Genomic DNA, 13,681 nt, shown 5'->3' on the forward strand with positions numbered 1-13,681 from the left:
TAACGACGATTCGGCCAAATGTCGGCGCTTGGTGCTGATCTTTGCCGGCACACCACGTAACACCCTCGTCACCGCGCTTTTTCGGATGCCGACTAAGCTCAGAGGTGATTTCGCACCTGGTTTCACGGAGGATTGAATATGCTGTTGTTGTGGATACTGGTTCTGGTGGTGGGCATTGCCTACCTGGCGCACCGGCGCATCGCGCCCCTGCCCGCCATCGGCGTGGTCGCCGTCTACCTGTTGGCGATGGGCGCCTTCAGCCATGCTCCAGGCTGGTTGCTGCTGATCTTCTGGGTGCTGATTGCCGTGGTGGCCGCCCCGCTGCTGCTGCCGGACCTGCGCCGCAAGTACTTCACCGCGCCGCTGTTCAACTGGTTCCAGAAAGTCCTGCCGCCGATGTCCGAGACCGAGCGCGACGCCATCGACGCCGGTACCGTGTGGTGGGACGGCGAGCTGTTCAGCGGCCGCCCCGACTGGGACAAGTTGCTGGCCTATCCCAAGGCGCAACTGACCGAAGAAGAACAAGCCTTCATCGACGGCCCCACCGAAGAACTGTGCGCCATGGTCACCGACTGGGAAATCGGCCAGGCCATGGACCTGCCGCCCGCCGCCTGGGAACACATCAAGCAGCATGGCTTTTTTGCCCTGATCATCCCCAAGGAATTCGGTGGCAAAGGCTTCTCCGCCTACGCCCACTCCCAGGTCGCGATGAAGCTGGCAACCCGCAGCGGCGACCTCGCCTCTACGGTCATGGTGCCCAACTCCCTGGGCCCGGCCGAATTGCTGCTGCACTATGGCACCGATGAACAACGCAACCATTACCTGCCCCGCCTGGCCCGTGGCGACGATATCCCGTGTTTTGCCCTGACCGGCCCGCTGGCGGGCTCCGATGCCGGCTCCATGCCCGACACCGGGGTGATCTGCAAAGGCGAATGGGAAGGCAAGGAAACCCTCGGCCTGCGCCTGAACTGGGAAAAACGCTACATCACCCTCGGCCCGGTGGCGACCCTGCTTGGCCTGGCCTTCAAGGCCCACGACCCGGACCATCTGCTGGGCGATAAAGAAGACCTCGGCATCAGCCTCGCGCTGATCCCCACCGACACACCGGGCGTTGAAATCGGCCGCCGTCACCTGCCACTGGGTGCCGCGTTCATGAACGGCCCCAACTCCGGCAAGGACGTGTTCATTCCTCTGGACTTCCTGATCGGTGGCCAGGAGATGCTCGGCAAGGGCTGGATGATGCTGATGAACTGCCTGTCGGTGGGCCGTTCGATTTCCCTGCCTGCGGTCGGCACCGGCGCGGCCAAGTTCACCAGCCTGGTGACCGGCCAATACGCCCAGGTGCGCGAGCAGTTCAACGTGCCGTTGGCGGCCTTTGAAGGTATCCAGGAAGCCCTGGCCCGCATCGGCGGCAACGCGTGGCTGATGGACAGCGCGCGAATGCTCACCGCCAACGCCGTCGACCTGGGGGAAAAACCCTCGGTGCTGTCGGCGATCCTCAAGTATCACCTGACCGAACGCGGCCGCGAGTGCATCAGCCATGCGATGGACGTGCACGGCGGCAAGGGCATCATCATGGGGCCCAACAATTACCTGGGCCGCAGCTGGCAAGGCGCGCCGATCTTCATCACCGTGGAAGGCGCAAACATTCTGTCGCGCAACCTGATGATCTTCGGCCAGGGCGCCATCCGCTGCCATCCGTTCGTACTCAAGGAAATGGCCCTGGCCGGCCGTGAAGACCATGACCAGGCCCTGAAGGAGTTCGACGGCCTGCTGCTGCAACACATTGGGTTCGCCGTGAGCAACGCCGCCAGCACCCTGGTGTTGAACCTCGGTTTCGGCCACTTCGAAAAGGCTCCGGGCAACCGCTTGAGCCAAGGCTACTTCCGCGCACTCAACCGTCAGGCTGCTGCGTTTGCGATGCTGGCGGACCTGAGCATGATGCTGTTGGGCGGCGAGTTGAAACGTCGCGAACGCCTGTCGGCACGTCTCGGTGATGTGCTGAGCCATATGTACCTGGCGTCGGCAGCGCTCAAGCGTTATCACGACCTGGATTCGCCAGACCATTTGGAACCGCTGTTCGCCTGGGCCATGGAAGAAAGCCTTGGCCACTCCGAGCGGGCACTGGATGAATTGCTGACCAACTTCCCGAGCAAGGTGCTGGGCTGTCTGTTGCGGGTGATCGTGTTCCCGTTCGGCCGCCGTCATAAAGGCCCGTCCGATGCCCTGGATGCCGAGGTGGCCGCAGTGCTTGGTCGCGCCAAGGGTGACCCGACCCTGGAAGCGGTGCTGGCAGGCTGCTATCGCCCACAGTCCGCCGAAGATCCGGTGGGTGCCTTGCAACATGCCTACGATCTCTTGGCCGACAGCCATCCGTTGCAGAAAAAACTCCACGAAGGCCTCAAGAGCGGCCAGGTCAAACCGACCGCCGGCGAACACGCCATCGACGCCGCGCTGCATGCCGGCGTGCTGCAACCGGCCGAGGCGCAAACCCTGCGTGACGCCGAAGCAGCGCGACGCAAGGTGATCGACGTGGATGATTTCAGCAAGGAAGAGCTGAGCCAGGCTGAGGGAAAAGTCCGCTGATCCCAGCGGTCATATAAAAACGGGCGCTTGAGCTATATACTCTCGCGCCCGTTTTGCTCTTGAGGACTTATCTCGTGTCCAATGTCGTTGCCGATCATCTCGTCTTGCTCGACCACCTGCGCAGCATCCTGGTTGCCGTCGGCGAAGCCGAACAGGTGCCCGAGGAAAGCCACCTCCTGTTCCTGGAGCGCTTCGATGAACTGCGTGCCTTGCTGCCCATCGACCCGATCGAAAGCCAGTACCTGGGCCAGGACATGATGAGCCAGGTCATCCTGCGCTACCCGCAAATTGCCCACCTGGTGCCGCGCGACCTGCTGTGGTTCTTCGGTGGCGACTGCCTGCACTTCATGCCCGACGACGAACTGGACCTGTACCAGGCCCTGGAAGAACGTCGCTTCGAAGCTGAACAGAATGACGAACCGTTCGACTGGAACCAGGAAAAGCAGTTGTTGGCCATGTCCAATGACCAGCCCAAGCACTGATTTCAGGGCTAACGAAAATCCAATGTGGGAGCGGTGGTGCGACGGTTCGACTTGCTCGCGAATGCGGTGGTTCAGTCACCTAAATATTGACTGACACACCGCATTCGCGAGCAAGCCCGCTCCCACATTTAAACCTTATTCCTACCGCTTATTCAGCGTCGGCTCTTTAGCCATGCACGCCACCAGATAATCAATAAACACCCGCAACTTCGGCGGCAGGTACCGCGTCGGCGAATGCAGTAGCCAGGCATCCCCGTGGTACGACGCAATAAAATCCCAACCCGGCAACACCTGCACCACCTCCCCCGCTTCCAGCGCATGCCGCGCCGTGAAATACGGCAAGCTGCCAATTCCCACATGCTGCAACACCGCATCCAGTCGCACCCCGGTGTGATTCGCCGCATACCGCCCGCGCACCCCGACCGTCACCGCCTTGCTGCCCTGGCGAAACTTCCAGCGCGCATCCCCAGGTGTCTCGCCCAGGTAGATGCAACTGTGTTCCAGCAAATCATGGGGATGCTGCGGCGTACCGTGCTCCGCCAGGTAATGCGGCGTGGCGCAGATCAAGTGTTCGATAGGCAGCAATTGGCGCCCCACCAAGCCCGGTGGCGGGCTGTCGGTGATGCGGATGCTCAGGTCGACATTGTCATCAATCAGGTCAACATGCCGGTCCTCAAGGATCAATTGCACATCGACCTTGGGATAACGCCGCAGAAATTCCGGCATATGGGGATGCACCACAAAACGCCCCACCGCCTTGGGCACGCTGACCCGCACCAACCCTTCGGCTTCATGGGTGTACTGCCCGCTGATTTCCATTACAGAACGCGCGGCGCTGACCATCTCCTGGCAGCGCTTGAACACCTCTTCGCCCCCTTCGCTGAGGCGCAACTTGCGCGTGGTGCGTTGCAGCAGGCGAGTTGCCAGGGCTTTTTCCAGGCGCGAGATGCTGCGGCTCACGGATGACGGCGATGCCCCCAATTGCCGTGCGGCCTCGGAAAAGCTGCCGGTTTCCACCACCTTGACGAAAATCGCCATTTCGCCGAGCAGTGGCAAGGGAAGATTGATGCTCATGACGCACAAGTCCATTGAGATTTGAACGGATTATCACCCATTGGCGCACTTCTTATACTGCCGGATAGAAACCCTGATGCGGATGTAGATGATGACCCAGCGCCTGTTTTTTACCCATGACCACCTGAATGCCGAACTTGAAGTGCTGGGATGCACGCCTTTTGATAACCAATTTGCAGTGACCCTGCAGTCAACGATCTTCCATCCTCAAGGTGGCGGCCAGCCTTCCGACACCGGCTGGCTAGGGGACAGCCAAGTGTTGAAGGTGGTGCAGGAAGGTGATCATGTCGTGCATTACGTCGACCGCCCCGTAGCACCCGGCGCGATACAGGCACGCGTCGATGAAGACCGCCGTAACCTGCACACGCGCCTGCATTCAGCCGGGCATCTGATCGGCAATGCCGGCGAAACCCTGGGCTGGATGCCGATCAAGGCCCATCACTGGCCGGGCGAAGGCAAGATCACCTTTATTCGCGGCACTTCGGCTCACCCCATGGACGCCGAGGCGATTCAGCGGCAAGTCGACCAATGGATCGCCGCCAACCTGCCGCGCCATACGGCACTGGATGAAGGCACGCGGGAAGTGGGTTTTGGCGAGCTGCCGGCCTATGCCTGCGGCGGTACGCATGTGCAGGCATTGGGTGACGTGGGCCAAGTGACAATCCTGACCCTCTCCGAGAAAAAGGGTGCGTTGTCAGTGCGCTATACCCTGGACTGACTAAACCGCAATCGCCCCCGCCCTGCCCGGCTCCACCACAAACGACTTGAGGGTCGAGACACTGGCATTCGGATCCTTGGGATCGGAAATCACCCGGAAGTGCGTCAGCATGCTCTGCTCCTCAAGCGCCACCGACACATAGCCGCGCTGGCGGCTGTCGAAAAACTTCACATGGGGATTGAGCGGCAGGATCGCACTGAACGCCTCAAACGGCGGCCCGTCAGACGTCACCGACGTGCCGACAAACTCGGTAGCGACCACCGGCGAATCCAGGTTCCCTGCGTCAGCATGCAGGTCCGTCGCCCAGAACGAGTGGATATCACCGCCCCAGAACACCGGGTTATTCACCTTCCTGCGCACCATCGACGCAAGCATCCGCTCACGGTTGGCCATGTAACCATCCCAGCCATCGGTCCAGCGGCCAGGCTTGTGATTGGTCAGGTCTCGTTGTGTGAGCGGCGCGACCAACAGGTCCTGGGCGATCACATTCCATTGCGCCCGGGACTCGGCGAAACCTTGATCCAGCCACGCTTCCTGCTCCCAGCCGAGCATGGTGCGACGGGGATCGCGCAGGTCGGCACAGGTATTCGCGGCCACATGCCCCTTGTGGCTGCCATTGGCCAGGATGCACGGCTGCTCGGAGCGGTACTGACGCCCATCCAGCACATGGAAACGCGCCAGTCGGCCGTAGTCCAAACGCCGATAAATGCGCATGTCCGGCCCGCGCGGCAGGCTGCTGGCCCGCAGCGGCATATGCTCGTAGAACGCCTGGTAGGCCGCCGCCCGCTGCTTGAGAAAACTCGCCACCGGGATGTTCGGGTCCTGGGACCACTGACTGGCATAGTCATTTTGCACTTCGTGATCGTCCCAGGTGACCACACTGGGCGCCGCGGCATGCAGTGCCTGCAAATCCGGATCGGTCTTGTACAGGGCGTAACGGTTGCGGTAATCCACCAGGTTCAGCGCATTGCCGCTGCCGTGGGGGCGAATGATCTTGCCGGAGTCCGCCGCGTAGGAACTGTCATAGATGTAATCACCGAGGAAAAACACCAGGTCAGGCTGCTCGGCCGCCAAGTGACGATAGGCGCTGAAGTAGCCTCGCTCCCAATGGGAGCAGGAAACAAAACCCAACTGCGCCGATGCCATGGCATGCACCGCCGGAGCCGTACGCGACTGCCCCACCGGGCTTTGCGCGCCGAGGCCTTCGAACTGGTACCAGTACGGTCGACCCGCTTCCAGCCCGGCGACTTCCACATGCACCGAATGGGCGAAACACTCGCTGGCCATCACCTCGCCCTGGCGCACAACCCGCGTCATCGCCGCATCACTGGCCACCCTCCAGCGCACCGGCACTGCTCGGTTCAATCCGCCGCGACCGTCTGCGGCCTTGAACAACGGCGCGAGGCGCGTCCAGATCACGAAACCATCGGGCAATGGATCGCCCGAAGCCACGCCGAGGGTGAAGGGATAGTCGATGCCTGCACTGCGGGCAAAAGGACTGAGGATCGAAAACGCGGTGGCAACTGCAAGCCCGCCCAGTACGCGACGGCGGTCGTGATCGACGCTCATCAACCGCGCTCCGTCCAGTCGGCACGCACCAGGCCGTACAACAACATGTCCTCGTGGACCCCGTTCTTGAGGAAGGCGCCCTTCATGCACCCTTCGTAAGCCAAGCCGATTTTTTCCATGACCCGAGCGGACCCTTTGTTACGGGCAAAGCACTGGCTGCCCACACGTTGCAGCGCCAATTCGCTAAACCCAAACGCCATGATCTGAGTCGCTGCTTCGGCGGCATAACCCTGACGTCGACGATGCGCGGCCACCCAATACCCGAGGTGTCCACTCCTATGAGCCGCAGACAACCTGAGGCTGATCACGCCGATCAATTCGCCGGTTTCCCGCAGATGAATACCCAGCCCCAGTGAATGCCCCGAGCGGTAATTCTCTGCCTGGCCATCAATAAAGACATGTGCGGTTTCCAAGGTGTAAGGCGACGGAATCGCAGCCGTGTTGTTCGCAATATCGGGATCGTTGGCCAGCACCGACACCGTCTCGGCCTGCTCCTTTTGCAGAGGCTTCAACAGCAGGCGCGCAGTGGATAAATGGGGCAGTGCAATGCTCATGCAGAGGGGCTCGCGAAATAAATTCTCCAAGAATGTACCCGCGTCGTGTCAGTTTCATTACGTAGATAAATACACCCACGAGTCTTCTGTAAGACCCGTCCTAGAGCCTTAAAAGCTTAAATTAAAGTTAACCATTCGGTCATTTTTGGTTGCTAGCGTGTCGCCCCTAATCAACGGCGGGGTAGCGGAATGAGAACTTGGGATGAACCCAAAAAGCGCAAGGCACACATCGAACTGATCCCGATGATCGACGTGATGATGTTCCTGTTGGTGTTTTTTGTACTGGTGAGTTTGAACGTGATTCCGGCCCTGGGCATGAAGACTCAGTTGCCGAGCGCCAGCAGTTCACAACAGCTCAAACCGCAAAACAAATTCATCTTGACCCTGGGTCTGGAAGGCCATCTGCAGCTCGATGGCAAGGACATGAGCGTCGAGGCACTGGTGCCTGCGCTCAAGGCCGCCGAGAAGCCTGACACCAAGTCGACGATCATCGTCAACAGCGACAAAGGCGTGGAAGTGTCGCGCCTGGTGGAGGTGATGGACACCCTGCGCGTGGGTGGCTTTACCTCTGTCTCCATCGCCACGAAAAAGTCCTGATCATGTATGCCTTGTTTCGTGCGCGTCGGCTGCTGGGCAGTGTCCCGGCCCTGATCGCCCTGGTGCTGATTGCACTGGGTATCCAGTCCCAACCCCTGAAGATCCAGCCGCAGTACGACGAGTCGGCGGTTGAACTTGCCCTGGTGGAGCCCGAGCCGGAAGTGGTCCCCGAGCCCGTGGTGGAGCAAGAGCCACCGCCGCCGGTGATCGAAGACGAAGAGGCCGAACCCGCCCCGCCGCCTCCGCCACCCAAACCGGTGCCCAAGCCCCTGCCAAAACCTGAGCCCAAGCCAAAACCCGTGCCCAAGCCGGTGGTCGCCAAACCAACGCCGGTGCCTGCGCCAGCTCCGGTTGCCGCCAAGCCGGTGCAAGCCGCTCCCGCTCCCACGCCAGCACCCGCCGCGCCACCGGCGCCGCCGAAAGTCGACGGCCAGGCGCTGGAGGGCGGCTACCTCAAGGGTTTGCGCAACGAGCTGGACACCTACAAGCAATACCCCACCGGGCGCCAGGCGTCCCTCGAACGCCCCAGTGGCGAGGTGGTGGTCTGGTTAATGGTGGACCGCCAAGGCCGCGTCCTCGACGCCGGGATCCAGACCCCGGCGCCGAGCATGCTGCTCAATCGGGCCGCCACCAACAGCCTGCGCCGTATCAAGCAGGTGAAACCGTTCCCCGAACAAGCCTTCGGTGGACGTAACGAGCAGCGCTTCACCGCCACCTTCAACTACAGCGTGCAATAAGCACACACCACCAGGACGACAGTGATGAAGTTCACCCGGATTCATCTGGCACTCGTTGCCGCGACGAGCATGACCCATGGAGTGGTCATGGCAGACACCAGCGACAGTGACGTCGGGACCATTGGGGTACAGGGCAAGGCAACCGCGGGGGGCGGTTACATGGTCCAGGAAGAGAGCGCCAAGGGCCGTTCGACCATCACCAAGGAAGCGCTGGACAAACAGACGGCCACCGGCAATGCCATCGACAAGCTCAAGTACACCCCGGGCCTGAACATCTCCAGTGAAGACAACACCGGGCTCTCGGGTTTCCGCTTCACCATGCGCGGCATGAACTCCGACCAGGTGGGCATGTCGGTGGACGGCATGCCGATCAACGACTCCGGCAACTACGCGTTGTACTCCAACCTGTTGGGCGACCCGGAAAACATCGACCAGATCTTCGTCACCCAGGGCTCGTCGGAAGCCGACGGCCCGCACATCGGTTCCAGCGGCGGCAACATCGGCATCGTGACCATTCGCCCCACCAAGGAAACCGGGGCCTTCGTCAAGCAAGTGGTGGGCGGCAACGGCACCATGAAGACCTTCGCCCGCCTCAACACCGGCGAAGTCAACGGCCTGAGCAACTGGCTGTCGGCCTCCCACACCGAAGGCCAGATGTGGCGCGGCTCGGGTGCCGTGCGCGCGGACAAGGTGGAGTGGAACAGCTTCTTCGACGCCGGCAACGGTAACACCGCCAACCTGATCCTCAAGTACCACGAGCAGAACAACAACAGCTACAGCCAACTGACCAAGTCACAGTTCCAGCAGTACGGCCGCAAGTACGACCCGTACCCGGCGACGCCGGCGGTGGGCGCCAACGGCAAGATCAGCAGCTACTACGACCTGGCGCAGAACCCGTTCCAGACCTTCACCGCCGTGCTCAACACCCAGTACAAACTGAGCGACAACCTGTCCCTCTCGGTGATCCCGTATTACTACTACGGCAACGGCAGCGGCGTGGGCTCCTCGGCCTATGCGCTGAACAGTGGCTCGAACAAGGGCGGCGTTTTCGACCTCGGCAACCTGCCGACACAGGCTCAATACAACGCCGACGGTTCCGCGACCACCGGCGTCTACTACCGCCCTTCGCGCACCCAGACCTGGCGCCCGGGCATTACCACCAAGCTGAACTGGGACCTGGGCGATCACAGCCTGCAATTCGGCTACTGGTACGAACGCGCCCGCCAAAGCCAGACCCAGCCGTTCATTGCCCTGAAGAACAACGGCAAGCCGAGTGACACCTGGCCCGACGGCAACTCCGTGGTCGACGCCAACGGCAACACCGTGCAGGGTCGCGACCGCTACACCGTGACCCCGGCGCAGAAGGTCTGGACCCAGGACACCTGGTACATCAACTCGGACTGGACACTGATCGCCGGTATCGCCTACATGAACGTCGAGCGTGACGGCACCAACCACGGCAGCCTCACCGAGCAACCGGGCAAGGCCAGCCAGACCTACAACAAATTGCTGCCCAACGCCGGCCTGAAATACCAGATCGACGAGCGTGACCAGTTGTTCTACAGCCTGTCGCGCAACATGCGGATTCCGCAGAACTACGTGCTGTACGACAAAGGCATCGGCTCCCTCGACTCCAAGCCGGAACTCAGCTGGAACCAGGAACTGGGCTGGCGCTACACCGGCGAAGACAGCACCCTCGCCGCCACCTTGTTCTACATGCAGTTCAAGAATCGCCAACTCACCTCCAACGACAGCAACGGTGATTCCGCCGACATCAACGCCGGCACCGTCATCAACAAAGGCCTGGAACTGGAGTGGAGCGGCAAGCTGCCGCACAACTTCAACTACTACACCTCCTACACCTACACCAGCTCCAAGCAGCAGGATGACCTGACCGTCTACAGCGGCGGCAAGCCGATCGTGCTGCCCACCAGCGGCAAGCAGTTCGCCAACGTGCCGACGAACATGCTGGCAGCCAACGTCGGCTATGACGACGGGCGCTTCTACGGCACCTTCGGCGGCAAGTTCACCAGCAAGCTCTACGGCGACCTGACCAACGACGAAGCCATCTCCGCCCGCACCGTTTTCAACCTCGGCGCCGGTATCTACCTGCCGGTGGACAAGAAAGTCGTCAAGGACGCAACCCTGCGCCTGAACGTCGACAACCTGTTCGACAAGAAGTACCTGGACGGCGTGTACACCACCAAGACCAACTCGGCGAGCTACAGCGGTTTCCGCGACGGCGACCCGGCCTACATCGTTGGGCTTGACCGTACCGTCACCGTTTCCCTGGAAGCCAATTTCTAACTGCGAGGCTCAGCATCATGGACATGAACCTGCTTCACCAAATCACCTTTTATGTGATGTATGCCGCCCTGGCGATTGCGATCTTCATCACCATCGAACGTGGCATCTACTTCGCCTACGTGCGCCGCCAGGCCCGTGCGTTGACTGACGTGCTGGGCGCCAATGTGCACAGCGAGCGCGACCTGCCGGAAAACCTGACCCGCCGTGACAGCCTGCCGCTGAGTATGGTGCTGCCGATCCTGGCGCAGAAGGCTTCCCATGGTTCACGCAAGGACCTGGACGACGAGATCGAAACCCAGTACCTCAAGACCCGCGCGCCGCTGTCCCGCAGCCTGTGGATCATCGAAACCATCACCACCGCCGCGCCGCTGCTCGGCCTGCTGGGCACCATTCTGGGCATCATCGACACCTTCAAGGCACTGGCCACTGCCGGCGTGTCCGACCCGGGCCAGATTTCCGGTGGTATCGGTACGGCCCTGTTCGCCACAGGTTTGGGTATCGCCATCGCGCTGTTCTGCGTGGTGTTCCACAACTTCTTCCAGGACAGCCTGGAGCGCATCAACGACCAGCTGAAAATCCTGCTGATCCGCGCGGCGACCGGTGCCCGCGTACAGGGTGAAGTGCCGCACCTGGTGCCGACACCGCTGCATACCCGCACTGCGTGACCTTCCCGGGGCGGGCGCCTCATGCGCCCGCCCTTTCTTTTTGCCCGATGAGACGCCTATGTCCATATCGTTGAAGCTACGTATCGCCGGCCTTGCAGGCCTGCTCCTCAGTCCGCTTGCCCAGGCGGACTTTTCAATTCCAGGGTTTGAGTTGGTGCACACCGTGCCGGTGGATACCCAACTTGGCACCGCCGATCTGCGCCAGCCCGGTCCGGTGTGGATCGAATTGTTCGACGGCGCGAAGAACCGCATCGACATCGGCCAGTTCTACGCGGCGGACCATCCCGGCTCGGTGATGGACAAGGTGATTGAACACCTGGAAGCCGCCGGCAAACGCGGGGTGAAGATTCGCTTCCTGCTGGAGGAAAAAGGCGTGCGACTGTCGGAAGCTTCCACCCTGGACCGCCTGAAAGCCATTCCCAACCTGACCTTCCGCATCCTGCCCTACGGCAAGCTGAGTGGCGGGATCATCCACGCGAAATACCTGGTGGTGGACGGCAAGCAGGCGTTTATCGGTAGCCAGAACTTCGACTGGCGTTCGCTGGAGCATATCCACGAAACCGGGCTGTTGATCAGTGATGCAAGTGTCGTGGCCCAGACCCAGGCCATTTTTGAACAGGACTGGCAGGCCCAGGCAGCGTTGGCCGACAACCAGCCAGTCGCCCTGCCCGCGACAGGCGCCACACCGGCGCGCACCGGCAACTACCTGGTGGCCAGTCCCCAGCGTTATAACCCGCCAGGTGTCGGCGACTCCCAACTGGAACTGCCGCGCCTGCTGGGCGAGGCGAAAAAGGAAGTGCGTGTACAGCTGCTGGACTACGCGCCGCTGTCCTATGGACCTGACAGAACCCGACCTTACTATGCGGTGATCGACAATGCAGTACGTGCAGCGGCGGCGCGCGGGGTGTCGATCAAGTTGATGGTGTCCAACTGGAACACCGAGGCGCTGGAGTTACCGTACCTGAAAAGCCTGGCGGTGCTGCCGAATGTCGAGGTCAAGATCGTGACGCTGCCTGAGGCCAAGCAGGGATTCATTCCCTATGCGCGGGTGATCCATAGCAAGACCATGGAGATCGATGGGCAAGTGGCCTGGGTGGGGACCAGTAACTGGCTGGGCGGCTATTTCGATAACTCGCGCAACCTGGAAGTGGTGATGCGCAGTGCAGCGATGGCCAAGCGTGTGGGAGATTTACACGAACAGCTGTGGGACGGGCCCTATGCAAAGGCACTGGAAGTGACGAGCGAGTACCCGGAGCCGCATCCGGGCAAGCCGTGAGCCGTTGCCTGCAAATCCCATGATTTGCGGGCAATGTCACATTGCCAGATATGAATGTTGCACTTTTCCGCCGTTGCGCTGACCAACCCTTCACAACTCATGGATGGAGAGCAGGGATTCCGGGCTGAGGGTTATTCGCAGACGTCCAGGGATTGTCGCAGCACGTATTTTATCTTCCAGGGCGCCGATGGCTTGCAGATGGTCAGCCATGAGCCCGCGCCGCATCTGTCGGTCAGCCAGAACTGCCGCCAGCCATAGCACTTTACGTGTAATTCCCGCCCTGTTCCTGGTACTCCTCAGCGGCTGTGGCCAGGTGCGCGCGTCCCTGTCCCGCAGTTGCGCGTTCGAGTTGCCATCGGGAAAGCTGTCCATGTGCGACGCGATGGATCATTTCTAGGCATTCGGACGCAACACGGGGCAAGGCGTTGCGCGCTCGCCCACAAAATACAGCCAAAACCGACAGCCTTTTACGCCCCAATTGTAGGACCACTCTTGATCTCCCACGCGCTATTGAGTCGCCAAATCTTGTCGGCCTAGAGTGACGCCAGCAACGAACAAGCAGAACTCACGTTGCACCTCTTAACCCGCAAGAGTGTAGACGACACGATGAGTGACGCCCCATCGAACACAGCCCACCACACAAAAACCGTTGCTTCGCCCGAGCCCTGTCATGAGCCGGAAGCCACAGACACCAGCCCTCTCCCCTTGCTTGCCGACCCTGAGTTCGACATGCGCGGCCTGGCTTGGAACCCACTGTGTGATGCGGCTACGCCTCTGATCGGGCTGGTCATCCGCCTGCGCCGTTTGGACCATCACGACAATGTACCCGCGCTGTACCAAAGCGTCAGCAACCAGATCACCACGATCATGGAAGAAGTCAGTCAGCGCGACTACGACGCTGGCATGCTCAAGGCCTACTCCTACAGCCTGTGCCTGCTGTTGGATGAGGTAGTCATGAGCACTACCTGGGGCAAGTCCTCCACTTGGAGTGCACGCTCACTGCTCAGTCAGTTTCATGAGGAGACGTGGGGTGGCGAAAAATTCTTTACCGTCATGAACAACATGATCCCCGACGCGGCCAGGTACCAGCATGTGCTGGAGTTCATGTACCAATGT

General features: G+C 61.1%; 12 protein-coding genes. 9 read left to right on the plus strand and 3 right to left on the minus strand.

Annotated features, from left to right (window positions below; genetic code table 11):
- Positions 1-138: 138 nt before the first annotated feature.
- A complete protein-coding gene (locus tag LIY45_RS26910; RefSeq protein ID WP_226478183.1) occupies positions 139-2,586 on the plus strand; it encodes an acyl-CoA dehydrogenase in 2,448 nt (815 codons plus the stop codon).
- Between the two features lie 74 nt (positions 2,587-2,660).
- Positions 2,661-3,068: a PA2817 family protein gene (locus tag LIY45_RS26915; RefSeq protein WP_003217220.1), complete on the plus strand. Its 408-nt coding sequence runs from the start codon at positions 2,661-2,663 to the stop codon at positions 3,066-3,068.
- 141 nt (positions 3,069-3,209) lie between these two features.
- On the opposite strand, the gene LIY45_RS26920 is transcribed toward LIY45_RS26915, so the two are convergent.
- Positions 3,210-4,142 (minus strand): LysR family transcriptional regulator, encoded by a 933-nt coding sequence (locus tag LIY45_RS26920; protein WP_226478184.1) that lies wholly within the window; start codon positions 4,140-4,142, stop codon positions 3,210-3,212.
- Positions 4,143-4,233: 91 nt separating this feature from the next.
- On the opposite strand from LIY45_RS26920, the gene LIY45_RS26925 reads away from it, so the two are divergent.
- Positions 4,234-4,860 carry an alanyl-tRNA editing protein gene (locus LIY45_RS26925; RefSeq protein WP_226478185.1) on the plus strand — a complete coding sequence of 209 codons (627 nt, stop codon included), beginning with the start codon at positions 4,234-4,236 and terminating at the stop codon, positions 4,858-4,860.
- Here LIY45_RS26925 and LIY45_RS26930 read toward each other — a convergent pair whose 3' ends face one another.
- Together LIY45_RS26930 and LIY45_RS26935 are read right to left on the minus strand one after the other, a co-directional pair.
- Positions 4,861-6,429 carry an alkaline phosphatase D family protein gene (locus tag LIY45_RS26930; protein ID WP_226478186.1) on the minus strand — a complete coding sequence of 523 codons (1,569 nt, stop codon included), beginning with the start codon at positions 6,427-6,429 and terminating at the stop codon, positions 4,861-4,863.
- Complete coding sequence (locus tag LIY45_RS26935; protein ID WP_226478187.1) at positions 6,429-6,983, minus strand: GNAT family protein; 555 nt, start codon at positions 6,981-6,983, stop codon at positions 6,429-6,431. Before LIY45_RS26935 ends, LIY45_RS26930 begins: the two co-directional genes overlap by 1 nt.
- A 189-nt stretch (positions 6,984-7,172) precedes the next feature.
- On the opposite strand from LIY45_RS26935, the gene LIY45_RS26940 reads away from it, so the two are divergent.
- From LIY45_RS26940 to icmH, 6 genes are all read left to right on the plus strand, one after another.
- The gene (locus tag LIY45_RS26940) at positions 7,173-7,580 is read left to right on the plus strand and encodes a biopolymer transporter ExbD (RefSeq protein WP_226478188.1); all 408 of its coding nucleotides are present in this window, start codon (positions 7,173-7,175) and stop codon (positions 7,578-7,580) included.
- A 2-nt stretch (positions 7,581-7,582) separates the two neighbouring features.
- Positions 7,583-8,317 carry an energy transducer TonB gene (locus LIY45_RS26945; protein ID WP_017480230.1) on the plus strand — a complete coding sequence of 245 codons (735 nt, stop codon included), beginning with the start codon at positions 7,583-7,585 and terminating at the stop codon, positions 8,315-8,317.
- 24 nt (positions 8,318-8,341) lie between these two features.
- The gene (locus LIY45_RS26950) at positions 8,342-10,624 is read left to right on the plus strand and encodes a TonB-dependent receptor (RefSeq protein ID WP_226478189.1); all 2,283 of its coding nucleotides are present in this window, start codon (positions 8,342-8,344) and stop codon (positions 10,622-10,624) included.
- Between the two features lie 17 nt (positions 10,625-10,641).
- On the plus strand, positions 10,642-11,289 hold the full coding sequence (locus LIY45_RS26955) for a MotA/TolQ/ExbB proton channel family protein (protein ID WP_017480228.1): 648 nt from the start codon (positions 10,642-10,644) through the stop codon (positions 11,287-11,289).
- 58 nt (positions 11,290-11,347) lie between these two features.
- On the plus strand, positions 11,348-12,565 hold the full coding sequence (locus tag LIY45_RS26960) for a phospholipase D-like domain-containing protein (RefSeq protein ID WP_226478190.1): 1,218 nt from the start codon (positions 11,348-11,350) through the stop codon (positions 12,563-12,565).
- A 729-nt stretch (positions 12,566-13,294) separates the two neighbouring features.
- Positions 13,295-13,681: type IVB secretion system protein IcmH/DotU (icmH, locus tag LIY45_RS26965; RefSeq protein WP_226478191.1), on the plus strand; the 387-nt coding region annotated here is incomplete at its 3' end.

The sequence above is a fragment of the Pseudomonas sp. MWU16-30323 genome, from assembly GCF_020515595.1.
GTDB classification, from domain to species: Bacteria; Pseudomonadota; Gammaproteobacteria; order Pseudomonadales; family Pseudomonadaceae; genus Aquipseudomonas; species Aquipseudomonas yamanorum.